The organism is Paracoccus sp. MBLB3053, from assembly GCF_031822435.1.
Lineage (GTDB): Bacteria > Pseudomonadota > Alphaproteobacteria > Rhodobacterales > Rhodobacteraceae > Paracoccus > Paracoccus aurantius.
The window spans coordinates 436,911-459,660 of the sequence record NZ_JAVQLW010000002.1 but is presented as its reverse complement, the minus strand read 5'-3'; the positions used below and the strand labels follow the sequence as shown (position 1 = coordinate 459,660).

The window sequence follows — 22,750 nt, the reverse complement described above, 5'->3', positions numbered from 1 at the left end:
CAAGCAAGGGCGGAATGTTCCGCTTTCGTATCGTCAATCTGGGTGGGGGCACGGTTTCGGCGACGGCGCTTTGCTTTGCGTCGATGACACGTGTTCTGATGCCGGCGGAAATTTCTGGCGCTGATTTCTCGCGACGTCTGGGAAACCATCATCGCCTGGCTGCACCAGACGGGCATCGGATCGCGCCGGGAGAGGCATGGGACATCGAGATCCGCACCCTGACCCATCCACCCGCAAACCGCTCGCAAGGGGCGATGTCGGCCTGGCTGGAAACGCCGGAAGGCGATGTGCCGCTGCTGATTGGTGATCTTGAGGCCCTGGCGAGCGCGCCTGTCGATCCTGTGCGTCCGGCTTTTGAAGGGCAAATCGAGATCCCGCTTTCCATGCTGCCCTGGCCTCAAAAGGCAAAGGTCGAGGAATGGGGCGCTCAGCCGGGCATCAGACTGCGGCCGGATCTGGTCGAAATCGCCGCATTGCATCGCAGACTTTTCCCGCTTGCCCCGTCGATCATCTCGTCCGCTGGGCGTCCGGTGGATCCGCAAGACGATCCCAAGCTGCCGGAGGGCGGATATGTACTGGATTTCGCGCCCGAAGCGATCGCGCTGTGCCATCATGGACCGGCAGGTTTGCGCCACGGTCTGATTGCGCTTGCCCAGATCATTCACGGAGCCCTGACAGATCCCCGCTTTGACGTGCCGCTGCGGGGAAGGATCGAGGACTGGCCGCGCTTTGCATGGCGCGGCATGCATATGGACGTTTCACGCAATTTCCGCCCGATCGAGCAAGTCCATCGTGTCATCGACATTCTGGCGTGGCACCGGATGAACCGTCTTCATTGGCATCTGACCGATGACGAAGGGTGGCGTCTCGAAATTCCCGCCCTACCGCAACTGACCGAGATCGGATCGCGCCGCGGCATGTCTGAAGCATTGGCACCTCAATATGCCGATCCTGCGACGGGGCAGCTGGGTTATTACACCGGGATCGAGGCGCGTGCACTGGTTGCACACGGCGCTCGCCTTGGCATTGAGGTCATGCCCGAAATCGACATGCCGGGCCATCTTGCCTCGCTTTTGGCAGCTATGCCTGAGCTTGCCGATCGGGCAGAACTTCCGGACAGCTATCATTCGATCCAGGGCTATCCGAACAACGCGGTCAACCCGGCTATTCCGGCAGTCTATGACGTGCTCGAAACGGTGCTGGATGAAGTTTGCGACATCTTTCCGTCCTCTCTGATCCACCTTGGGGGCGACGAGGTGGCCCCATTGTCCTGGCAGGCAAGCCCGGCCGCGATGCGGCTGGCACAGGCCGAGGGTTTCGGGGGAAAGGACGTAACCGACCGGTTGCAGGCATATTTCATGCGCCGGATGCAGGATATGCTGGCTCGGCGCGGTCGATTTCTGGCCGGCTGGGACGAATGCGCCGATGGCGGCGGTGTCTCTGCGGTGGGAACGTTGCTTTTCGCCTGGCGCTCGGTCGAGAAGACCGCCGAGCTGATGGAGGCGGGATATGATGTCGTCGCTACCCCCGGCCAGGCCTACTACCTGGACATGGCCCATGACCACCGCTGGGACGGTATCGGGCTCACTTGGGGCGGAGTAGTTCCGACCGAAAAAACCTATGGTTTCGAACCAAGCGAGGGGCTGCCCGCCAATGCCAAGGGCCGGCTGGTGGGAATCCAGGGCGGGGTTTGGGCCGAAATGCTCAATAGCCGGGCGCGCTGGAACGCCATGGTCTTCCCGCGACTTTCGGCGGTGGCCGAATCCGCATGGACCTTGCCAGAGGGAAAGGATTTCCGGCGTTTCATGGCCCTTGCGCCGCTGATGCCCCAGCTTTGAAGGAACTTGAAATGCGCGTCGCAATCGGCGGTCTTCATACGGAATGCTCGACCTATTCGCCCCTTTTGCAGGTCGCATCCGACTTTGCGCGCAGCGAAGGTTCAGCCCTGCTGGATCTGGCCGGCGTCGATCATGAATGGAGGGGCATCGAGCCCGTCCCGATCTTTCATGACCGCTCGATCCCCGGCGGTCCGGTTTCACCCGAGGTGTTCACCGCACAATGTGACGAGTTCTGTGACAGGCTCGCGGATGCCCTGCCACTCGATGGCGTCTTGCTGATCATGCATGGCGCATATTTCGTGCCCGGCATCGACGATCCGGAAGGCGAGTTCGTCGAGCGCATCCGGATGATTGTCGGCACGCATGCGATCATCTCATCTGCCTGGGACCTGCACGGCCAGATCAGCGAGCGGATCGTGAATGCAATCGATGCGTTCGCGGCCTTCCGCACTGCGCCGCATGTCGACCAGCGCGAGACGAAGGCTCGGGCGGCCCGGATGCTGCTTGATGCCTTGCACGGCGGGCCAAGACCATTGGTCGTTCGAGTGCCGATACCCCTGCTGGTGTCGGGCGAGATGTCTTCGACCTACGTCGAGCCCTGTAGGTCGCTTTACGCGGCCTTGCCGGAATATGACCAGAAACAAGGGATCTGCGACGCGAATCTCATGATTGGCTACGTCTGGGCCGACAGTCCTCGTGCCACGGCGGCGGCGGTCGTGACCTGCACCGACCCGGATGCCGGCCGGGCAGTCGCGCGCGACATTGCCCACGCCTACTGGTCCGTGCGCGAGGCGCTGCTACCCGACATGATCTCCGCTCCGCTGGACAGGCTTCTGGACGAATTGGATGGGCCAACCATCCTTGCTGATAGCGGCGACAATCCGACGGCCGGCGCCGTTGGCGATCGCGCCGACGTGCTCGAGGCACTGTTGCGGCGGGGTTGGGGCAGCGGAACGGTTAGAAAGGCGATCCTTGCCGGCATCGCCGCCCCACGCGCGGTCGCAGCGCTCCGGCTGGGTGCGTCAAAGGTGACGATTGGCGGCGAATTGGGTGGGGGTGGCCCGCAGGTGACGATCCGGCCCGAAACGGTTCGGTTCTCCAAGACTGAGGCGATCGCGACCCTAGGTGGAATTGATGTGGTACTGACCGAACGGCGCAGGCCGTTTCACTACCTGGCAGACTTTGCTTCGTTAGGCCTTGATCCGCACGGCATTCATCTTCTCGTCGTCAAGTCGGGTTATCTTTCGCCCGATCTGCGAAACCTTCAGATGGCTCAGGTCATGGCCCTGACCGACGGCGCGGTATCGCAGGACCTGGCGATGTTGGAAAATTTGCACCGGCACCGTCCGACCTGGCCATTTCAGCAGAACGATTCGCCAATGGTCTGACTTTTCGAGCGTCTATTCGCATGAATCCTTAGGTTTCAGGACTCCCCCAGACCTGTTGACGCATTAAAAATCATATTTTATTCCTGAAGGAGGAAGGTTGGAGGCCTTTCCAAGGGGAGGATAAAATCATGAAACGCAATTTTCTTGCGGCCAGTTCGGTCGCCTGTCTGATGATGTCCGGAGCGGCCTTTGCCGCCGACATGACGGTCGGATTCTCGCAGATCGGCTCGGAATCTGGTTGGCGCGCTGCAGAAACCACCGTCACGCTGCAGCAGGCCAAGGAACGGGGCATTGATCTCAAGTTTGCCGACGCCCAGCAGAAACAGGAAAACCAGATCAAGGCGGTCCGCGGCTTCATTGCCCAGGGGGTTGACGCGATCCTGATCGCCCCGGTCGTCGCCACTGGCTGGGAAGACGTGCTGGCCGAGGCGAAGGACGCCGAGATCCCCGTGATCTTGCTGGACCGTCAGATCGACGCGTCGGACGAACTCTATCTGACCGCTGTCACCTCGGACCAGGTATTCGAAGGCAAGGTTGCTGGTGAATGGCTGGTGAAGGATGTCGGCGACCAGGAATGCAAGGTCGTCGAACTGCAGGGCACGACGGGTTCCTCGCCGGCGATCAACCGCAAGAAAGGCTTCGAGGAAGCCATTGCAGGCCACGACAATATCACCATCTCGCGCAGCCAGACCGGCGACTTCACCCGCACCAAGGGCAAGGAGGTGATGGAGAGCTTCATCAAGGCCGAAAACGGCGGCAAGGACATCTGCGCGGTCTATGCCCATAACGACGACATGGCCGTTGGTGCGATCCAGGCCATCAAGGAAGCTGGCCTGAAGCCGGGCTCCGACATCAAGGTGGTGTCCATCGACGCGGTGCCCGATATTTTCCTGGCCATGGCCGAAGGCGAGGCGAATGCCACCGTCGAACTGACGCCGAACATGGCGGGGCCGGCCTTCGACGTTCTGGAAAAATACCTGGCCGACGGCACCATGCCGCCGAAATGGATCCAGACCGAATCCAAGCTGTTCACTCAGGGCGACGATCCCAAGGGCGTCTACGAGTCCAAGAAAGATCTGGGCTACTGAGTGCAAAAGGGCGGGGGCCATAACCCCGCCCGACCTCCCTCAGGAAAATGAACATGACCAAAGATGCGCTGCTTTCGGCGCAGGGAATCGACAAGTCGTTCTTTGGCGTCAAGGTGCTGGACGGCGTGGACTTTTCTCTGCGCGGGGGAGAGATTCATGCCCTTCTGGGCGAAAACGGGGCGGGTAAGTCCACGCTCGTCAAGATCCTGACCGGTGCCTATCGGCGCGATGCGGGCTCGATGCAGCTTGAAGGCGTGAAGGTCGAACCGCGCGCGGTCGCCGATGCGCAGGATCTCGGGATCGGGACGGTCTATCAGGAGGTAAACCTGCTCGATAACCTGACCGTTGCCGAGAACCTCTATCTTGGTCGGCAGCCGCGCCGGATGGGGCTGATCGATCGGCGCAAGATGCGCAAAGACAGCGCAAGATTGCTGGCGCGCTACGGAGTTCCGGCAGATCCTGACGAGACCCTGGCGCGCTACCCGGTCGCGGTTCGACAGATCATTGCCATTGCACGCGCAGTCGATCTCTCCGGCAAGGTCCTGTTTCTTGACGAACCGACAGCCAGCCTCGATGCGCGCGAAGTCGAGGCCCTGTTCGACGTGCTGCGACAATTGCGGGAACAAGGTCTGGGCATCGTCATCATCACTCATTTCCTCGACCAGGTTTATCAGATTGCCGACCGTGTGACGGTTCTGCGAAATGGCCGCATGGTCGGATCGCGCGATATTTCCGAACTGCCGCGGCGCGAGCTTGTGGCAATGATGCTGGGACGCGAACTGGCGGATGCGACCGACCATCGCGATCCGGGCGCTGTCGAGCCCGATATTCCAGCGGCCTTCAGGTTTGAGAATTACGGCAAGCGCGGCTCGATTGCGCCCTTCGATCTCGACATCCGTCCGGGGGAGGTTGTGGGCATTGCGGGCCTCTTGGGTTCTGGCCGAACTGAAACGGCGCGGCTGATGTTCGGTATCGACAGACCCGATAGCGGGCACGCTTCGGTTGACGGCAAACCGGTCGAGCTGCACTCTCCACAGGATGCAATCGCGGCCGGTTTCGGGATGTGCCCCGAGGAACGCAAGAGCGATGGCATCGTCGGCGACCTTTCGGTTCGACAGAACATCCTTCTGGCGCTTCAGGCGAGAAAGGGCTGGGCCCGACCCATCGCCCGTCGTGAGGCGGATGCGATAGCCGAACGCTATATCGGTGCGCTGGATATTCGCCCGCCCGATCCCGATCGCCCCATCAAGTTTCTTTCAGGGGGAAACCAGCAAAAGGCGATCCTTGCCCGTTGGCTCGCCACCAACCCGAGGCTTTTGATCTTGGATGAACCCACCCGCGGCATCGACATCGGCGCCCATGCCGAAATCATCAACCTGATCGAGAAACTTCGCGCCGATGGCATGGCTCTTGTCGTCATTTCGTCCGAGATCGAGGAACTTGTGGCCTTCTCGACGCGGGTGATCGTGCTGTCGGATCGCCAACATGTACGGGAACTCAAGGGGGCCGAAATAACCGCCGAGGCCATTGTCGAGGCGATGGCCGTTCCCGGAGATGCCGCATGAGAAAAATGCGTCAATTGCAGCCCCAATTGCTGGCTCTGGCTGTCGTTCTGGTGCTCGTCGGTCTGATTTCGCCAGGGTTTTTCTCGATCACGGTGCAGAACGGACGGCTTTACGGAAGCATCATCGATGTCGGTGTTCGCGTGGCACCTGTCGCGCTTCTCGCCATCGGCATGACTCTGGTCATAGCGACGAGGGGAATTGACCTGTCGGTCGGGGCAGTCATGGCGATCACTGGTGCAGTGGCCGCCACGCTTGTTGCCGATGGCCAGCCCGTACTGGTGGTTCTGGTGGTGTCGCTGGCCCTTGGCCTGCTTTGCGGGATCTGGAACGGAATGCTGGTCGCATTTCTCGATATCCAGCCGATCATCGCGACGCTTATTTTGATGGTGGCAGGGCGTGGAATCGCGCAGTTGATCACCGGTGGCGTGATCCTCACCTTCAACAACCCGGCCTTTTCGTTCATTGGCTCGGGCGCTGTCATGGGCGTTCCGATGCCTATTCTCATCTGGCTTGCCCTGGGGCTGGTCGTCGGCCTTCTTGTCCGGCGGACCGCATTGGGGCTGCTGATCGAGGCTGTCGGGATCAACCGGCGCGCGTCGATGCTCGTGGGCGTGCGTGCCCGCTTCCTGATCCTGGCGACCTACGGGATTTCCGGGTTGTGCGCGGCAATGGCGGGAATGATCGTGACGGCCGACATTCACGGCGCCGACGCCAACAATGCCGGTTTGTGGCTTGAACTCGATGCCATCCTGGCCGTGGTGATCGGGGGGACCTCGCTGGCCGGTGGGCGCTTCTCGATCACCGCTTCGCTGATCGGCGCGCTGATCATCCAGGCGTTGAACACAGGCATCCTGATGTCGGGCTGGCCCCCGGAGTTCAACCTGATCGTGAAGGCTGTGGTGATCGTGACGATTCTGACCCTGCAATCCCCCGCTGTTGCTGACGAATTGGCCACATTGCGAGACCTGCTGCGCCGCAAGGGGGTGTCGAAATGATCCGTGCGCGCAATCTGCCCTTCCTTGCGACAGTTCTCATCTTCGTCGTGGCCTATGCGTTATGCGTGTTGCAGTTTCCCAACATGCTGTCCTATCGTGTTGCTGGCAACCTGCTGACAGACAACGCATTTCTTGGGATCGCGGCTGTGGGGATGACCTTCGTCATCCTGTCTGGCGGCATCGACCTTTCGGTCGGCTCGGTCATTGCTTTTACCTCGGTTTTCGTGGCCGTGCTGATCCGGGCCGGGGTGCATCCGGCGCTGGCCTTCGCGCTGGCTTTGTTGGTGTCCACGGCATTCGGCGCACTCATGGGGCTGACGATCCATGTGCTGAAAATGCCCGCATTCGTGGTGACGCTGGCCGGCATGTTCCTTGCCCGAGGCGCGGCCTTCCTGATCTCGACGGATTCCGTGCCGATCAGTCACGACTTCCTACGTTTTCTGAAGGGGATCTTCATTCGCCTGCCAGACAAGGGAAGGCTCAGCTTCCTTGCGATCCTGATGCTGCTTGCCTTTGTCGTGGGCGTGATCCTCGCGCATCGAAGCCGGTTTGGCGCAAACGTCTATGCGATCGGCGGGTCGGAACAATCCGCCGAACTGATGGGAGTGCCGCTTCGCCGCACGATGGTCCAACTCTACGCATTCTCGGGCTTCATGGCGGGACTGTCTGGACTTGCATATACGCTTTACACATCGGCCGGATATTCGCTGGCGACCGTTGGGGTCGAACTTGACGCGATAGCGGCAGTGGTTGTCGGTGGAACATTGCTGACGGGGGGATCGGGCCTCGTGCTCGGAACCCTTTTCGGGGTTTTGATCCAGGGGCTCATCCAGACCTATATCGTCTTCGACGGAACGCTGTCGTCATGGTGGACCAAGATCGTCGTCGGACTTTTGCTGTTCGCCTTCATCGTCTTGCAGCGGCTGATCATGCTGATATCAGAGCGCCGGGCGACGATGAGCGCCGCCGCAAGGGAATAGGATCATGGGCGTGCTGCGCCAGCGTATGTTCGGCAATCAGCCGCGTTCCAGCCATGCCCGCGTCGTCGAAGAACTTGGCAGCGCGATCGTTGTCGGCGATTTCGCAGAGAACTCGACGCTGCCCGGAGATCAGCAGCTTTCCGGACGTTTCGGCGTTTCGCGCAGCGTCCTGCGCGAGGCGATGAAAACGCTGGCGGCCAAGGGGCTGGTCCGCGCCAAGACCCGTGTCGGCACGCGCGTCAACCCGCGCGAGAAGTGGAATTTCGTCGATTCCGACGTGATCTCATGGAAGATGCAATCCGGGATGGACAGTGAATTCGTCGACCATCTTCGTGATATGCGCCTTGCCTTCGAACCCGCTGCGGCGCGGCTGGCCGCGTTGAATGCGACCAGCGACGAGATCGTCAATCTGTTCAGCATTGCGGCACGGATCGACAATCCCGCACATACCCGCGAATCCGTCGCGCAGGAGGATTTGAACTTCCATCTCGCGGTCGCGGCGATGTCGCGAAACCCCTTCATGCGTTCGGTCACAACCTTGATCGAAGCCGCGCTGGCAGTGTCCTTCCAGATTTCCTCGCCCGCGCTTAGCCCAGAGGGAATTTCGCGCTGTGCCTCGCAACACCTCAAGATCGCCAGCGCCATTGCAGCGCGCGACCCCGAGGCAGCAGCGCTCGCGATGCGCGATGTCGTTCTGGAAGGGGCGGACCGATCGCGCGAGGCACTTGATGGCGATGATCCGAGCCGGATGGCCTAGGCAAGCAGGATCGAATTTGCCGGCTATTGGGGCTTTCGGCTCTGCCTGAGCCGGGTTAGGCTTTCTCAAAACAATCGGGGGCAGAGCCATGGGTTTTAGTTTCAGGCATACGGCAGGTTTTGCGGCCATCGCGCTGGTTCTCGCCTCATGCGGGGGTGGCAGTTACGGGCCTGGCCGGGGCGGCGTCGCGCAGCAAAGCCAGGAAATCAAATGGGGGAGATACCAGAATCCTCCGCCGGCCAAGGTCGCGGGCCTGAACAGCTGGATCGAGGGCTTCAAGGGGCAGGCGCGATCGCAAGGCATCAGCGACGCAACCCTTAGCTTTGCCTTCCGCGACGTGGTCTACAATCCCGAAGTTGTCCGCCGCAGCCAGAACCAGGCCGAATTCAAGAAATCGCTTTGGGAATACCTCGAGAACGCGGTTTCCGAAAAACGCCAGGTCAATGGTCGGGCGGCGCTGTCGCAATTCAACAGTGTTCTGAGCCGCGTCGAGGCTACCTATGGCGTCGACAAGGAAGTGGTGACCGCCGTATGGGGAATGGAATCGACCTACGGCGAGCGCCGGGGCGACCTGCCCCTGATCGAGGCGCTTTCGACGCTGAGCTACGAAGGTTACCGCGGGAGTTTCTTTCGCAGCCAGTTGATGGCGGCACTTAGGGTCCTACAGGCCGGTGATATCGATCCCGGCCACATGACGGGGAGTTGGGCCGGAGCGATGGGCCATACCCAGTTCATCCCGACGACCTATCTTTCTTATGCTGTGGATTTTACCGGGGACGGGCGGCGTGACATCTGGTCGAACGATCCGAGTGACTCGCTGGCCTCGACCGCGAACTACCTAGCCAAATCCGGCTGGCAGCGTGGTTTGCCCGCTGCCGTGGAAGTGACGCTTCCCGCAGGTTTCAACACCGGTCTTGCGGGCAAGGGCAAGCGCCGTTCGGTTGCAGAGTGGCAGTCGATCGGGGTCAGGCAGGCGACGTCGCGGCCGCTGCCCCCGGCAGGCACCTCGACCGAGCTTCTGATCCCCGGCGGTCCTTCGGGTGCGGCCTTCCTGATCACCCGCAACTTCCACGCGATCCTTCGTTACAACAACGCTGACAGCTACGCACTTGCGGTTTCGTTGCTGGCGGACCGGATCAAGGGATATCCGGGTCTGGCCAATCCCTGGCCGGCCGACCATCCAGGCCTGCGACTTGAACAGCGTAAGGAAATGCAGCGTCTTCTGACCGCGCGGGGCTTCGACACGCAGGGCGTGGACGGCAATGTCGGGTCGAACACGATCGCCGCAATCCGGTCCTATCAGTCATCGCGTGGCCTGCCGGTGACGGGTGAACCGAGCGCAGCGCTGCTCGATCAGCTTCGTCGCGGGTGATCGTCGACCTTTTGGAAGCTTCACAGGAACGGGCCCGTTGACCAAGGTCAGCCTTGCTGTCCGGTAAACGGGTCCAGAAGCCTGCATTTCGTGGGGCGAAAATCTGCTACATTGCCAGTGACGACGATCGCGTCGCGCGACAAGGCTGTGGCCGCAATCTGCAGATCCGCGCCGGCATGGCCTATCTCGGCCGAGAGGCGCCCCCAGATCTGCGCCTCGGTTGCGCCAAATGGCAGCAACCGATCGCCGAACAGCGATACCGTCCGCGTGAGCCATTCCCTGAGGTCCTGCGCAAAGGGCGGGTTTCCGCGTTCCTGACGCGCGATCCCCCGCTCGATTTCACCAAGAGTGATGACGGAAAGGAAAAGCTCGTTCTCGTCTTGATACGTCAGCCAAGCCGCGACCTCGGGGCTGCGGTCGGGCCGACGCAAGGCCGAAAGAACATTCGTGTCCAGAATGAGCATGGCTCAAAACTGGACGTCGCGGGGTCGTGCCTGAAGGCGTATCTCGGTCGCTTCTGCACCCGGAAAATCCATCAGATGCGCGATGAAAGAGCCGCGATCCTTTCGCGCCGCAGCTCTCATGCGCTCGTATTCGGTGGCAGACATGATCACGACAGCGGGCTTTCCCCGGCGCGACACCTGCTGAGGCTGCCCCGCCAGTGCGGCGTCGACTACGGCCGAGAATCGATTTTTCGCATCCTGAAGAGTCCACATCACAGCACTCCCTTATCGGCTAGCTATCTGGCTAGATAGATAGGGCGCGGCATCTGCGGTTTCAAGTGGAAACGCCCGCTGCGTTAAGCAGCGGGCGCCTATTCGGTTCAGTTTCGTCCGAGGATCAGGCCGAGAGCCGCAGCTTGCGGGCGAACCAAAGCGCCAGGATGGTGCACACCGCCCCCGACAACAGGTAGAGGCCCGCCGCAGGAAGCCCAAGCCAAGCAGAAAGCGCCAGCGCTGCGAGCGGGGCGAAGCCGGCCCCGAAAAGCCAGGCGAGGTCCGAAACGATCGCCGAGCCGGTGTAGCGGCGGCCCGATTCGAAGAGCGATGCGACCGCACCCGAGCTCTGCCCGAAGCTGAGCCCCAGGATGACAAAGCCGATGATCATATAGATCGCTTCGCCCAACTGGTTGCCCGAAAGCAGGAGCGGGGCGATAAGACTGAACACGGCGATGGCGATGGCGCAGCGGAACAGCAGCTTGCGATGCCCGATCCGGTCGGCGATCACGCCCGAGAGAATGATCGCGACAAAGCCGAAGGCAGCCGCAATCGATTCAATCAGCAGGAAGTTCGTGAGCGTCTCGTTGGTATAGAGATAAACCCAGGAAAGCGGGAAAACCGTAACCATATGGAACAGCGCAAAGCTCGCCAGCGGCACGAAGGCGCCCACGAGAATGGTCCGCCCATCCTTGGCGAAAGCAGCGCGGAAGCTGGTCGGCTCCAGAGCATGGTCTTCGAACGCGCGAGTGTATTCCGGGGTCACGACGATGCGAAGACGCGCGAATAGTGCCACGACGTTGATCGCGAAGGCCACGAAGAACGGATAGCGCCAACCCCAGTTCAGGAAGTCGGCCTGGGACATGTTCGACAGAAGATAGGCGAACAGCAGGCTTGCGACGATCAGGCCGACCGGAGCGCCGAGTTGCGGCGTCATGACATAAAGCCCTCGGCGGTTTTCCGGGGCATTCATGTTGAGAAGCGAGGGCAGGCCATCCCAGGCGCCGCCAAGGGCGAAGCCCTGGCCGATTCGCAGGATGCAGAGCACGACGATCGATGCGGCTCCGATTTCTGCATAGGCGGGGATAAGCCCCATGCCGACGGTCGATGTGCCAAGGATCAACAGCGCCAGCGTCAACTTGGTGCTCTTGCCATATTTGCGATCGATGACGGTAAAGAAGGCAGTTCCCAGCGGGCGGGCCAGGAAGGCCAGCGCAAAGACCGCAAAGGACCAAAGCGTCGCAGTCAGCGGATCCGCAAAGGAAAAATAGCGCTGCGGAAACACGATGACAGAAGCGATCGCGAAGACGAAGAAGTCGAAGAACTCGGACGAACGCCCGATGATGACGCCCACCGCGATGTCGGAAGGCGACACGTGGTGATCGGGCATCGCCTCACGGGGCAGGGAGGAGGAGGGGGTATTTGCTGCGCACATGTCTAGCTGACCTATCAGGGGCGCCCGACAGCGAGGGGGCGAGGGACTTAAAGGCAATAGTGGTCGCGTTCTTCTTCCGGTCAACGAAGATGTTCAAGACGCGCAGGGTGTGGCAAATTGTCCTATGTCTGTCTTGGGGCTGATCCCTTAGGGGGTGGCCCATCTACACCCTCCCCATGCCCCCTCTTCAGGTGAGGATACGGCTTTCATGCGCATACTCCCCCGCTTGGCGCGCTTTTCCGCGCTTGCACCCGCTTTTCTGGCACTGGCCGCTTGCAAAATGGAGGTGCTCAAGCCCTCCGGCGACATCGCCGAGCGCCAGAAGGATCTGCTTCTGGCCTCGACCGGCCTGATGCTGATCATCATCATCCCGGTGATGGCCCTAACCATCCTGTTCGCCTGGCGCTACCGCGCCTCGAACAAGAAGGCGACCTATCGGCCCGATTGGGACCATTCGACCAAGTTCGAACTGGTCATCTGGGCGGCTCCGCTGCTCATCATCATCTGCCTTGGCGCGTTGACCTGGGTCGGCACGCACCTTCTGGATCCCTACCGCCCGCTTGATCGCCTGAGCGTCAGCGAGCCGGTTCCTGATCAGGAACCCTTCCGTGTCGAAGTGGTGGCATTGGACTGGAAATGGCTGTTCATCTATCCCGAAGAAGGCGTCGCCTCGGTCAACGAGCTCGCCGTTCCGGTGAACCGCGAGGTCGAGTTCAGCCTGACCGCGTCCTCAGTGATGAACGCTTTCTACATCCCTGCCATGGCCGGCATGATCTATGCCATGCCCGGAATGGAAACGAAGCTGCACGGCGTCTTCAACAATGGCGGCGAATATCAAGGCTTGGCCTCGCATTACTCGGGCCACGGCTTCTCGGGCATGCGCTTCAAGGCACATGCACTTGAACCTGCCGCCTTCGATGAATGGGTTGACGAGGCCCGCGCCAATGGCGGCGTGCTTGATCGGCCGCGTTACCTCGAACTGGAAGCCCCCAGCGAGAACGTGAAGCCGATGACCTTTGCCGAGGTCGATCCCGAGCTGTTCGACCGCGCGGTCAACATGTGCGTCGAGCAGAACAAGATGTGCATGGCCGAGATGATGGCGCTGGACGATCAGGGCGGAACCGGCCTGGCGGGCACCATCAACATGGCCCAACTCACCTATGACAAGGAAATCCGTCGCGGTCTCGCGCGGCCGGTCTTTGGTCAGGAACCCTTCATGGTCACCAGCTTCTGTACGCCCGCAGATTCGGCACGCATGTTCTCGGACCTGCGCCAGTCGCAGCCCGTCGTCCGCGTCGATCAGACGCCGATGCGCGGCATTGCGCTGCCTCGCCCCGAAAATCGCCTAGGCCTTGGCATGGACATGCCGCGGCTCATCCAGGACGCACGGCGTCCCGCCGCCGACAACCAACTCTGAGCCGGAGTCCCAGATGGCCATTCCAACAAATGTAGAAACAACCTTCCTTCTGGGGCGTCTGAATTTCGACGCCATCCCGAAGGAGCCCATCGTCCTCGTGACCTTCGTCGCCGTCGCGATCGGCGGGATCGCGATGGTCGCGGCGCTGACCAAATTCAAGCTCTGGGGTTATCTCTGGAACGAATGGTTCACTTCGGTGGACCACAAGAAGATCGGGATCATGTACATGATCCTGGGTCTGATCATGTTCGTGCGCGGTTTTGCCGATGCGATCATGATGCGGGCCCAGCAGGCGATGGCCTTCAACGGCTCCGAGGGCTATCTGAACGCCCACCATTATGACCAGATCTTCACGGCGCATGGCGTCATCATGATCTTTTTCGTGGCGATGCCCTTCGTCACGGGTCTGATGAACTATGTGGTGCCGCTGCAGATCGGCGCGCGCGACGTGTCCTTCCCCTTCCTGAACAACTTCTCGTTCTGGATGACGGTGGGCGGCGCGGTCATCATCATGGCCTCGCTGTTCGTCGGTGAATTCGCGCAGACCGGTTGGCTCGCGTTCCCGCCGCTGTCGGGCATTGCCTATAGCCCCTGGGTCGGCGTCGATTATTACATCTGGGGCCTTCAGGTCGCGGGCGTCGGAACCACGCTTTCGGGGATCAACCTGATGGTGACGATCCTGAAGATGCGCGCGCCGGGCATGACCATGATGAAGATGCCTGTCTTCACCTGGACTTCGTTCTGCACGAACATCCTGATCGTGGCGTCGTTCCCGGTTCTGACGATGACGCTGATCCTGCTGACGCTGGATCGCTATATCGGCACGAACTTCTTCACCAATGACCTTGGTGGCAGCCCGATGATGTATATCAACCTCATCTGGATCTGGGGCCACCCCGAGGTTTACATCCTTATCCTGCCACTGTTCGGCGTCTTCTCGGAGGTCACCTCGACCTTCTCGGGCAAGCGCCTGTTCGGATACACCTCGATGGTCTACGCGACCGTCTGCATCACGGTCCTGTCCTATCTCGTGTGGCTGCACCACTTCTTCACGATGGGTTCGGGCGCCTCGGTGAACTCGTTCTTCGGGATCACCACGATGATCATCTCGATCCCGACGGGCGCGAAGATCTTCAACTGGCTCTTCACCATGTATCATGGCCGCGTCCGCTTCGAACTGCCGATGATGTGGACCGTGGCCTTCATGCTGACCTTCGTCATCGGCGGCATGACCGGCGTGCTGCTGGCCGTCCCTCCGGCGGATTTCGTGCTGCACAACTCGCTGTTCCTGATCGCGCACTTCCATAACGTCATCATCGGCGGCGTGCTGTTCGGCCTGTTCGCGGCGATCAACTTCTGGTGGCCCAAGGCCTTTGGCTTCAAGCTGAACGTGTTCTGGGGCAAAGTCAGCTTCTGGTGCTGGGTCGTCGGCTTCTGGGTCGCCTTCATGCCGCTCTACATCCTGGGGCTGATGGGCGTGACCCGCCGGATGCGTGTCTTCGACGATCCGAGCCTGCAGATCTGGTTCATCATCGCTGGCTTCGGCGCGGTCCTGATCGCCGCTGGTATCGGTGCCATGTTCGTCCAGTTCGGCATCTCGATCTGGAAGCGCAACGAACCGGAATACCGTGACGAAACGGGCGATCCGTGGAACGGCCGCACTCTGGAATGGGCGACCTCGTCGCCACCGCCGTCCTACAACTTCGCCTTCACCCCGGTCGTGCACGGGCTGGATGCCTGGACCGAGATGAAGGAAGCAGGGGCTGCGCGTCCGAAGGCCGATTACATCCCGATCCATATGCCGCGTTACACCGGTTCGGGCGTAATCATCGCCGGTCTCTGCACCGTCTTCGGGATCGCAATGATCTGGTACATCTGGTGGCTTGCCATCCTCTCCTTCGCGGCGGTCGTGGGCTACTCGATCTATCACACCTTCAACTACGATCGTGACTACTACGTCCCCGCCGAGGAAGTGACCGAGGTCGAGACCGCCCGCGATCTTCAGCTGGCACAGGGAGCATGATGCGATGAGCACCGTTACCCAACTCCAGAACCCGGCAGACTATTGGGAAACCGAGCCGCATCACCACGCTGAGGGTGCCTCGACCAATATCGGCTTCTGGGTCTACCTGATGAGCGACTGCCTGATGTTCGCAGTGCTCTTCGCGGCTTATGGCGTGCTTCACGGAAACCTTGCGGCCGGTCCCGGCCCCAAGGATCTCTTCGACCTCGAACTGGTGGCGATCAACACCGCCATGCTGCTCTTTTCGTCGATCACCTACGGCTTTGCGATGCTTCGCATGGTCAAGGGCGACAAATCGGGCACGCTGAAGTGGCTGGCAGTCACCCTGTTCTTTGGTCTGTGTTTCCTGGCGATCGAGCTTTACGAGTTCCACCACCTCATCCATATCGGGGCGGGTCCGCAGCGTTCGGCCTTTCTGTCGGCCTTCTTCACGCTGGTCGGCACACACGGCCTGCACGTGACCTTCGGCTCGATCTGGCTCGTCACGCTGATGGTGCAGGTGTCGAAGTTCGGTCTGACCTCGGCAAACCAACGTCGACTGATGTGCCTGAGCCTCTTCTGGCACTTCCTTGACCTGATCTGGATCGGGGTCTTCACCGTCGTCTATCTCATGGGGGTGATCTGATGGCACATTCGCATACCCATCACGACGCACATCAAGGACATGATGATCACCATGATCATGGCAGCTTCAAAAGCTACATGACGGGCTTCGTGCTGGCGGTCATCCTGACGGTCATTCCCTTCGGCATCGTCATGGGCGGAGGTTTCGACAGCCGCGCGATGACCATCGGCCTGGTCGTGCTCTGCGCCGTGGCGCAGGTTCTCGTGCACATGATCTACTTCCTGCACATGAACAGCTCGTCCGAGGAAGGTTGGACCCTGCTGTCCACGATCTTCACTGTTGTCATCGTGGTGATCATGCTGGCGGGTTCGCTTTGGGTCATGTTCCACCTGAACACGAACATGATGCCGCAGATGAACCACGAACTGCAGGTCATGCCGTGACATCGCGCGCGGCCTCACAGGGGCCGCGCGGGCCCAGGTCGCGACTGGCCTGGGCGCTGATGGCGCTCGCCTCGGTGGCGGGCGTCGTCGTGCTTCTTGGGCTGGGGATCTGGCAGGTCCAGCGCCTTGCCTGGAAAACCGACCTGATCGCGCGGGTCGAGGCGCGGCTGGATGCTGAAGCCGTGCCGGCCCCTGGCCCCTCTTCCTGGTCTTTGATCAACGCTTCGGCCGACGAATACCGTCGTGTTTCACTCGCTGGGAACTACCTTTTCGAAGATGAGGTCCTGGTCAAGGCCGTCACCGGTCAAGGCTCGGGGTTCTGGGTCATGACCCCGCTGGTCACCGCCGATGGCTGGGCGGCCTGGATCAATCGCGGCTTTGTTCCCGATGACCGTCGGTCGGTGGATGACCGTGTCAGCCCGGAAGGCACGCAGGAACTCTCTGGCCTGTTGCGGATCACCCAGCCCGGTGGCGCTTTCCTGCGCGCGAATGACCCTGCTGGGAAACGCTGGTATTCGCGCGACGTAGAGGCGCTGTCCGCCACATTCGGTGTCTCCGATCACGCACCCTACTTCATTGATGCTGATCGCGGCGATGACGCATCTGCCCTTCCGCTTGGCGGATTGACGGTCGTGAGCTTCCGCAACAACCACCTGAGCTATGCTTTGACATGGTTCGCGATGGCGGCAGGGCTTGCCGCCGGCGCGTGGTATGTGCTCAGCCGGGATCGGTCTCAGGAATGATCTTCTTGCGCCGGGCCGCCGGTTCGAGATCGTTCACAAAGGTTTTTGCCCAGACAGAAACCGGATAGGTTTCAAGCCGGCGCATCATTGCCCAGTGGCGCTCTCTCCGCTCTTCGATCGACATGGTGAGCGCGCGCGCGAGCGCGTTCGAAACATCCTCGACGTCATGGGGGTTCACGATGAGCGCAGACGTCATCTCGGCTGCTGCCCCTGCGAATTGCGAAAGAACCAGCACGCCGGGATCGGCGGGGTCTTGGGCGGCGACGAATTCCTTCGCGACAAGGTTCATCCCGTCGCGCAATGGTGTTACGAGCCCCACCCGGGATAATCGGTAGAGCCCTGCCAGCAAGCTTTGACTGAATGCCCGATTGATGTAGCGAACCGGCAGCCAGTCGAGAGTTCCGTAACTCGCGTTCAGCCGACCTGCGCGCTCGGCAACTTCCTGCTGAATGCGGTCATAGCCTTCGATGCCACTTCGCGATGCCGGGGTAATCTGCAGGAAGCTGACGCGATTATGCAGTCCGGCATGGGTTTCAAGCAGTTGCTCGATGGCGCGCAGGCGCTCGGGCAGACCCTTCGAATAGTCAAGCCGGTCCACGCCAATCACCAGATCACGCGGGCCGAAGCGCTGGTGCAATTCCTTGATCCGCGGCAGATCACGGGCGCGGCTCGCACGGGAGGCAAAGGCCTCGGTGTCGATCGAGATCGGATAGGCTCCGATCCGGGTGCCGCGAGGTTTCGTCATGGCCTCAAGATCCGAGCGCATTGCGCCCAAGGCATCCTTGAGGTTCCGTGCATCTGCCGGTGTCTGAAGACCGACCACGTCATAGGCGAGGATCGAAGACAGGAAAGACCGCGCACGGGGCAGTGCACGGAACAGATCATAGGCTGGCCAGGGGATGTGATGAAAATACCCGATCCGGTTGGTGACGCCTCTTTCGCGCAGAGCGGCGGCCAGCGGGATCAGATGATAGTCGTGCACCCAGACCAGATCGTCCGGACGCAAAAGTGGCAGAAGCGCGTCGGCGAATTTGCCGTTGACCGTCATATAGCGATCCATGTCCGCACGCGTGTATTCCAGAAGATCGGCCCGGTAATGGCATAGCGGCCAGAGCACGCTGTTCGAAATCCCTTCGTAGTAACCAGAGATGTCGGCAGGCGTCAGGTCGAGTGCGGCATAGGTTACGCGGCCCTCGTCCTGAAGCCGGGGCGCACCGGGCAGTTCCGTCGTCTTCCCCGACCAACCAAGCCACAGCCCACCTTTTTCCCCCAGGGCCGCCTCCAACGCGACCGCAAGCCCTCCTGCGGCGACGCCCTTGCCCAAAGCGGGCAGACGGTTGGAAACGACGACGAGGCGGCTCATACGACATCCTCCCAATGGCGCGAGAGCTTGGTTGCCGCGTTGATCAGCCCCACCATCGAATAGGTCTGGGGGAAGTTTCCCCACAGCGTCTTGCTGCAGACATGAACGCCCTCGGACAGAAGGCCCAGCGAGTTTCTCTGGGCGAGGACCTCAGCGAAGATCTCTCGGGCCTCATCATCGCGGCCAAGGCGGCAAAGCGCATCGATCAGCCAGAATGTGCAGGCGGTGAAGGCGGTTTCCGGCGCGCCGAAATCGTCGGGGGCCTTGTAACGGAACAGGTGGTGGCCCTGCCGCAATTCGCTCTCGATCGCGGCGACCGTCGTGCGATAGCGCGGATCCTCGCCTGTCGTGAAACCGATCTCGGTCATCAGCAAAAGGCTCGCATCCAGGTCCTCTCCGCCGAAGGCCATCACGTAGCTTTGTCGCTTTTCGTTCCAGCCGTAAGTTTCGATCGCCTCGCGAATCTTCGCCGCCTCGGCTTTCCAGTAGGTCGCGCGGTCGCTCAGGCCGAGATGGGCCGCGATGCGCCCAAGCCGGTCGCAGGCCCCCCAGCACATCATCGCCGAATGGGTATGCACGCTTTCACGCGTGCGAAACTCCCACAGGCCAGCATCCGGGGTATGCCAGCGGGCAACGGCCTGATTGCCCAGAACTTCGAGCATCTCGAACAGATCGACATGGCCCAGGCGGGGCAAACGCTCGTCGAAGAAGCACTGGCTGACCGCAAGGATGACCGAGCCATACCCATCATTCTGTACCTGGACATAAGCCGCGTTCCCGCGCCGGACAGGCTGATTGCCGCGATAACCTGCAAGTTCGTCGCAGGTTTCCTCGAGTATCACGCGTTCATGCCCGAGGCCGAACAGCGGCTGCATATATCCGTCATGCGAACCGCTTGCGAGATTCAGGACATAGTCGAGATAGTCCTCCATCGTCTTGGTGACGCCCAGGCTGTTCAGTGCCTTGACAGTGAAATAGCTGTCTCGCAGCCAGCAGAAGCGATAGTCCCAGTTTCGCCCCGTCCCGTCATATTCGGGGATCGAAGTGGTCAGCGCTGCGACGATGCCACCGGTTTCCTCATATTCGCAAAGCTTGAGCGTGATCGCTGCGCGAATGACGGCTTCCTGATAGTCGGGGGGGATCGACAGGGCACGAACCCAGTCTGCCCAGTAATCCTCGGTCCGCTCGAGGAACGTGGCCGCGATGGCTTCTGGTGCGTCGCTCAGAGGTTCGTCCGGGCCAAGCAAGAAGACCCTTGGGCGGTCAAGCAGGAATGGCGTTTCGTGCAGCACGAACTCGACCGGAGCCGAGGTCGTGAGCCGCATCCGCTCGTCGCCCAGCTCATAACGCAGATGGTTTGACCCCCTGCGGCTTTGTGCCGGATAGGCACCGTAATCGTGGCGCAGGCGCAGGCGCACGGTGACGCGGGGCATGCCTTCAAGTGGTTCGATGATGCGCACCAAGGTGCGGCCCCTGAACATCCGCCCCCTTTCGCGAAAGCGCGGCATGAAGTCGACGATGCGCATCTTGTTGCCCTGCGCATCCGTCTGGATGGTTTCAAGGATCGCGCTGTTGCGGCGATAGTTTTGCTGCGTTTCCACGAGATCATCGCAGCGAATGGACCAAATGCCGTCATCCTCGCCCGATTTCGGCTCGAGCAGTCCGCACAGGACCGGATCGCCGTCGAAACGCGGCAGGCAATACCAGACGATATCGCCGTGCTTCTCGATCAATGCGGCGGTGGTCGCATTGCCGATGATTCCCAGCTCCAGTGATTTTTCGCGCTCGGTCATGCGTCAAGTCTCCGTTCCAGCCATTCCGCAAGTTCGGCCGGACCGGAAAGTCGGATATCGGCAGGCAGGTCACGTTCACCCAGCGCAACGGCCAGACCACCCAAGGAGCGGGCGGCCTCGAACATGGGAAGGTCGTTCAGGTCATCTCCAAAGGCGATCGGGCGGCGCCCCTCGAATGGCGGCTGCGTCATGAAACGCAGAAGGGCCGTGCCCTTGTCTCCGCCGACGGGCCTGATCTCGGCGACGCATTTGCCGGGCTGCAGGCTCCATTCCTGACCAAGTTGCTCAAGCGTCCTTTCAGCGGCGACCATCATGGCTGCTTCCGCCATGGGTGCCCCGCGCCAGTGCAGGGCCAATCCCTGGCCCTTGTCTTCGAGCAGCGCACCGGGGTGGGCCTTGACCAGCTCGGCCAGCGCAGGCAGCAGCGGCCGGACTGCCAAGATCCTGCGCTCGGCGTCGGAGTTCGCTGCGCTGCCCTCCGCGTCTGCAGGAAAGTCGACACCGTGCAGGCCGGCGACGGGCAGCTCCTCGCCTAGATGGGGGTGGATCTCAGCCCGATTCCGTCCGGTAATGATGGCAACGGCTCCTCCGGTCCGGAGGCTGAGCGAAAGAATGCTCCGGCGCAGTTCGGTGGTCAGGAACACATCCCGAGGATGCAGGGCAATATCGGCAAGCGTGCCGTCGAAATCGAAAAAGAATGCATGAGCATCAAGATCCAAAGCTTCGAATTCCTTGGGATTATCCTTCAATATTTCTGTCCTTTTCCGGTGGCGCGCAGATGTACGGCCGTTGGTTCGGGAAGCGGCTTGCGCCGGTCGTCCTTGTTCTCGAATGTTAAGCGGATAGGCGCTCGACCGGTTCCGAGCCTGTCGAGCTTTGGCCCAGATTGCCGCCCAATGCCCGGTCGGTGACCGTTGACGGCCCCTTCTGCCCGGAATTTGACAGCAAGTGGCGGAGCGTGAAGATCCTCGGAAAGGTACATGCTTTGCCCATCACGAATTGGAAGGTGCTATAGCATGCTGATGCAAGAGGATCAAAGAACCGTCCATGACCCCCGCTGGCAGGCTGTCATCGCGCGCGATGCGAAGGCCGACGGAAGTTTCGTCTATGCGGTCCGAACGACCGGTGTATATTGTCGGCCGTCATGCCCGTCGCGCCGGGCCCGACCCGAGAATGTGGTCTTCTTTCCCAATGGGGATGAGGCCGAGAGAAAGGGGTTTCGGCCGTGCCTGCGCTGCAATCCGCGGGGGCAGTCCTCGGCCGAGGCGAATGCGGTCCTGATTGCTGCGGCATGCAGGATGATCGAAGCGGCCGAAACTCCGCCCGGGACCGAGGAACTCGCTCGACGCATCGGATTGAGCCCATTTCACTTTCATCGGCAGTTCAAGGCGTTGACCGGGACAACTCCGGCGGCATATGCCCGCGCCCATCGCGCAGGTTTGCTGCGACAAGGGCTGACCGGAGGGCAAAGCATCACCGCGGCCATTCATGAGGCGGGGTTCGGTTCAAGCAGCCGGTTTTACGAGGATTCGACAGGGATGCTGGGGATGACGCCGACCACCTATCGCAAAGGGGGCAAGGACGCGGAGATTCGCTTTGCGCTGGCCCAATGCAGCCTCGGAGCGCTGTTGGTGGCCTGCACCGACAAGGGTGTATGCGCCATTTCGCTTGGGGATGACCCCGAACCGCTTCTGACCGAGCTGCAGGCCCGATTTCCGAACGCCCTTCTGATTGGCGATGATCCGGGGTTCGAAGATCTGGTCGCGAAAGTCGTGGGGTTCATCGAGGCCCCGCAGATCGGGCTCGACTTGCCGCTGGACATTCGCGGCACAGCCTTCCAGCAGCGCGTCTGGAACGCATTGCGCAATATCGCACCCGGCAAGACGGTCAGCTACGCCGAACTCGCCGGCCGCATTGGGTCCCCCGACGCGGTCCGCGCCGTGGCTGGAGCCTGCGCCGCAAACAAGATTGCCGTGGCGATTCCCTGCCACCGCGTGGTCAGGACCGGAGGTTCGATTTCGGGCTATCGCTGGGGTGTCGAGCGCAAGCGCGAACTCTTGCGACGCGAGGCCGAGGGAAAAGGCTAGGGGCGGCGGCGCTGCACGAAAAGCGCATATGCCAAGTAAAGCCCGGCCGCGGCGAAAGCCGCTGCCCAAAGGTGGGAATCATTGGCGAATTCCACGCCCGCCCAGCCAAGCGGCGCCAGAACGCAAAGAAGGCGAACCCAGAGAGGATCGAAGAAGGGATTTTTCGGATCGACAAGCATGCG

20 protein-coding genes are annotated in these 22,750 nt (G+C 61.2%); 14 read left to right on the top strand and 6 right to left on the bottom strand.

Going from position 1 to position 22,750, the window contains the following annotated elements; translation table 11 throughout:
• Positions 1-14: 14 nt before the first annotated feature.
• From RGQ15_RS16255 to RGQ15_RS16220, 8 genes are all read left to right on the top strand, one after another.
• Complete coding sequence (locus tag RGQ15_RS16255; RefSeq protein WP_311161640.1) at positions 15-1,838, top strand: beta-N-acetylhexosaminidase; 1,824 nt, start codon at positions 15-17, stop codon at positions 1,836-1,838.
• An 11-nt stretch (positions 1,839-1,849) separates the two neighbouring features.
• Complete coding sequence (locus RGQ15_RS16250; RefSeq protein WP_311161639.1) at positions 1,850-3,226, top strand: M81 family metallopeptidase; 1,377 nt, start codon at positions 1,850-1,852, stop codon at positions 3,224-3,226.
• Positions 3,227-3,354: 128 nt separating this feature from the next.
• On the top strand, positions 3,355-4,314 hold the full coding sequence (gene ytfQ / locus RGQ15_RS16245; RefSeq protein WP_311161638.1) for a galactofuranose ABC transporter, galactofuranose-binding protein YtfQ: 960 nt from the start codon (positions 3,355-3,357) through the stop codon (positions 4,312-4,314).
• Between the two features lie 53 nt (positions 4,315-4,367).
• Positions 4,368-5,879 carry a sugar ABC transporter ATP-binding protein gene (locus tag RGQ15_RS16240; RefSeq protein WP_311161637.1) on the top strand — a complete coding sequence of 504 codons (1,512 nt, stop codon included), beginning with the start codon at positions 4,368-4,370 and terminating at the stop codon, positions 5,877-5,879.
• Entirely contained in the window at positions 5,876-6,874 is a 999-nt protein-coding gene (locus RGQ15_RS16235) for an ABC transporter permease (RefSeq protein ID WP_311161636.1), read from the top strand. Before RGQ15_RS16240 ends, RGQ15_RS16235 begins: the two co-directional genes overlap by 4 nt.
• Positions 6,871-7,854, top strand: a complete 984-nt coding sequence (gene yjfF, locus RGQ15_RS16230; RefSeq protein ID WP_311161634.1) for a galactofuranose ABC transporter, permease protein YjfF — start codon at positions 6,871-6,873, stop codon at positions 7,852-7,854. Before RGQ15_RS16235 ends, yjfF begins: the two co-directional genes overlap by 4 nt.
• Positions 7,855-7,864: 10 nt before the next feature.
• Entirely contained in the window at positions 7,865-8,611 is a 747-nt protein-coding gene (locus RGQ15_RS16225; protein WP_311161633.1) for a FadR/GntR family transcriptional regulator, read from the top strand.
• An 88-nt stretch (positions 8,612-8,699) separates the two neighbouring features.
• Positions 8,700-9,983, top strand: coding sequence for a lytic murein transglycosylase (locus RGQ15_RS16220; RefSeq protein ID WP_311161632.1), 1,284 nt, complete (start codon positions 8,700-8,702; stop codon positions 9,981-9,983).
• A gap of 47 nt (positions 9,984-10,030) precedes the next feature.
• Here RGQ15_RS16220 and RGQ15_RS16215 read toward each other — a convergent pair whose 3' ends face one another.
• The 3 genes from RGQ15_RS16215 to RGQ15_RS16205 all read right to left on the bottom strand — a co-directional run bounded on the left by RGQ15_RS16215 (position 10,031) and on the right by RGQ15_RS16205 (position 12,134).
• A complete protein-coding gene (locus RGQ15_RS16215; protein ID WP_311161631.1) occupies positions 10,031-10,447 on the bottom strand; it encodes a type II toxin-antitoxin system VapC family toxin in 417 nt (138 codons plus the stop codon).
• A gap of 3 nt (positions 10,448-10,450) precedes the next feature.
• Positions 10,451-10,699 (bottom strand): type II toxin-antitoxin system Phd/YefM family antitoxin, encoded by a 249-nt coding sequence (locus RGQ15_RS16210; protein WP_311161630.1) that lies wholly within the window; start codon positions 10,697-10,699, stop codon positions 10,451-10,453.
• A gap of 124 nt (positions 10,700-10,823) precedes the next feature.
• A complete protein-coding gene (locus RGQ15_RS16205) occupies positions 10,824-12,134 on the bottom strand; it encodes an MFS transporter (RefSeq protein ID WP_311161629.1) in 1,311 nt (436 codons plus the stop codon).
• 208 nt (positions 12,135-12,342) lie between these two features.
• On the opposite strand from RGQ15_RS16205, the gene cyoA reads away from it, so the two are divergent.
• The 5 genes from cyoA to RGQ15_RS16180 are packed head-to-tail and all read left to right on the top strand — an operon-like array spanning position 12,343 to position 17,325.
• Positions 12,343-13,551, top strand: a complete 1,209-nt coding sequence (gene cyoA / locus RGQ15_RS16200; protein ID WP_311161628.1) for a ubiquinol oxidase subunit II — start codon at positions 12,343-12,345, stop codon at positions 13,549-13,551.
• 13 nt (positions 13,552-13,564) lie between these two features.
• Entirely contained in the window at positions 13,565-15,574 is a 2,010-nt protein-coding gene (gene cyoB / locus RGQ15_RS16195; RefSeq protein ID WP_311161627.1) for a cytochrome o ubiquinol oxidase subunit I, read from the top strand.
• A 4-nt stretch (positions 15,575-15,578) separates the two neighbouring features.
• The gene (gene cyoC, locus RGQ15_RS16190; protein WP_311161626.1) at positions 15,579-16,199 is read left to right on the top strand and encodes a cytochrome o ubiquinol oxidase subunit III; all 621 of its coding nucleotides are present in this window, start codon (positions 15,579-15,581) and stop codon (positions 16,197-16,199) included.
• Positions 16,199-16,582 (top strand): cytochrome o ubiquinol oxidase subunit IV, encoded by a 384-nt coding sequence (cyoD, locus tag RGQ15_RS16185; RefSeq protein ID WP_311161625.1) that lies wholly within the window; start codon positions 16,199-16,201, stop codon positions 16,580-16,582. Before cyoC ends, cyoD begins: the two co-directional genes overlap by 1 nt.
• Complete coding sequence (locus tag RGQ15_RS16180) at positions 16,579-17,325, top strand: SURF1 family protein (RefSeq protein ID WP_311161624.1); 747 nt, start codon at positions 16,579-16,581, stop codon at positions 17,323-17,325. The genes cyoD and RGQ15_RS16180 overlap by 4 nt, the downstream gene beginning before the upstream one ends.
• Here RGQ15_RS16180 and RGQ15_RS16175 read toward each other — a convergent pair.
• From RGQ15_RS16175 to otsB, 3 genes are read right to left on the bottom strand one after another with little or no spacing between them, the layout of a single operon-like run.
• Positions 17,300-18,688 carry an alpha,alpha-trehalose-phosphate synthase (UDP-forming) gene (locus RGQ15_RS16175; protein WP_311161623.1) on the bottom strand — a complete coding sequence of 463 codons (1,389 nt, stop codon included), beginning with the start codon at positions 18,686-18,688 and terminating at the stop codon, positions 17,300-17,302. The genes RGQ15_RS16180 and RGQ15_RS16175 overlap by 26 nt on opposite strands.
• Positions 18,685-20,481, bottom strand: coding sequence for a glycoside hydrolase family 15 protein (locus tag RGQ15_RS16170; RefSeq protein ID WP_311161622.1), 1,797 nt, complete (start codon positions 20,479-20,481; stop codon positions 18,685-18,687). The genes RGQ15_RS16175 and RGQ15_RS16170 overlap by 4 nt, the downstream gene beginning before the upstream one ends.
• Positions 20,478-21,230, bottom strand: coding sequence for a trehalose-phosphatase (gene otsB, locus RGQ15_RS16165; protein ID WP_311161621.1), 753 nt, complete (start codon positions 21,228-21,230; stop codon positions 20,478-20,480). The genes RGQ15_RS16170 and otsB overlap by 4 nt, the downstream gene beginning before the upstream one ends.
• 267 nt (positions 21,231-21,497) lie before the next feature.
• Here otsB and ada point away from each other — a divergent pair, with 267 nt between their 5' ends.
• Positions 21,498-22,568, top strand: coding sequence for a bifunctional DNA-binding transcriptional regulator/O6-methylguanine-DNA methyltransferase Ada (gene ada, locus RGQ15_RS16160; protein WP_311161620.1), 1,071 nt, complete (start codon positions 21,498-21,500; stop codon positions 22,566-22,568).
• Positions 22,569-22,750 lie beyond the last annotated feature (182 nt).

What these genes read in the sequence shown, in the direction of transcription:
- RGQ15_RS16255 (WP_311161640.1), top strand. Translation starts at nt 15, where the DNA reads ATGTTCCGCTTTCGTATCGTCAATCTGGGTGGGGGCACGGTTTCGGCG.
- RGQ15_RS16250 (WP_311161639.1), top strand. Translation starts at nt 1,850, where the DNA reads ATGCGCGTCGCAATCGGCGGTCTTCATACGGAATGCTCGACCTATTCG.
- ytfQ (WP_311161638.1), top strand. Translation starts at nt 3,355, where the DNA reads ATGAAACGCAATTTTCTTGCGGCCAGTTCGGTCGCCTGTCTGATGATG.
- RGQ15_RS16240 (WP_311161637.1), top strand. Translation starts at nt 4,368, where the DNA reads ATGACCAAAGATGCGCTGCTTTCGGCGCAGGGAATCGACAAGTCGTTC.
- RGQ15_RS16235 (WP_311161636.1), top strand. Translation starts at nt 5,876, where the DNA reads ATGAGAAAAATGCGTCAATTGCAGCCCCAATTGCTGGCTCTGGCTGTC.
- yjfF (WP_311161634.1), top strand. Translation starts at nt 6,871, where the DNA reads ATGATCCGTGCGCGCAATCTGCCCTTCCTTGCGACAGTTCTCATCTTC.
- RGQ15_RS16220 (WP_311161632.1), top strand. Translation starts at nt 8,700, where the DNA reads ATGGGTTTTAGTTTCAGGCATACGGCAGGTTTTGCGGCCATCGCGCTG.
- RGQ15_RS16215 (WP_311161631.1), bottom strand. Translation starts at nt 10,447, where the DNA reads ATGCTCATTCTGGACACGAATGTTCTTTCGGCCTTGCGTCGGCCCGAC.
- RGQ15_RS16210 (WP_311161630.1), bottom strand. Translation starts at nt 10,699, where the DNA reads ATGTGGACTCTTCAGGATGCGAAAAATCGATTCTCGGCCGTAGTCGAC.
- RGQ15_RS16205 (WP_311161629.1), bottom strand. Translation starts at nt 12,134, where the DNA reads ATGTGCGCAGCAAATACCCCCTCCTCCTCCCTGCCCCGTGAGGCGATG.
- cyoA (WP_311161628.1), top strand. Translation starts at nt 12,343, where the DNA reads ATGCGCATACTCCCCCGCTTGGCGCGCTTTTCCGCGCTTGCACCCGCT.
- cyoB (WP_311161627.1), top strand. Translation starts at nt 13,565, where the DNA reads ATGGCCATTCCAACAAATGTAGAAACAACCTTCCTTCTGGGGCGTCTG.
- cyoC (WP_311161626.1), top strand. Translation starts at nt 15,579, where the DNA reads ATGAGCACCGTTACCCAACTCCAGAACCCGGCAGACTATTGGGAAACC.
- cyoD (WP_311161625.1), top strand. Translation starts at nt 16,199, where the DNA reads ATGGCACATTCGCATACCCATCACGACGCACATCAAGGACATGATGAT.
- RGQ15_RS16175 (WP_311161623.1), bottom strand. Translation starts at nt 18,688, where the DNA reads ATGAGCCGCCTCGTCGTCGTTTCCAACCGTCTGCCCGCTTTGGGCAAG.
- RGQ15_RS16170 (WP_311161622.1), bottom strand. Translation starts at nt 20,481, where the DNA reads ATGACCGAGCGCGAAAAATCACTGGAGCTGGGAATCATCGGCAATGCG.
- ada (WP_311161620.1), top strand. Translation starts at nt 21,498, where the DNA reads ATGCTGATGCAAGAGGATCAAAGAACCGTCCATGACCCCCGCTGGCAG.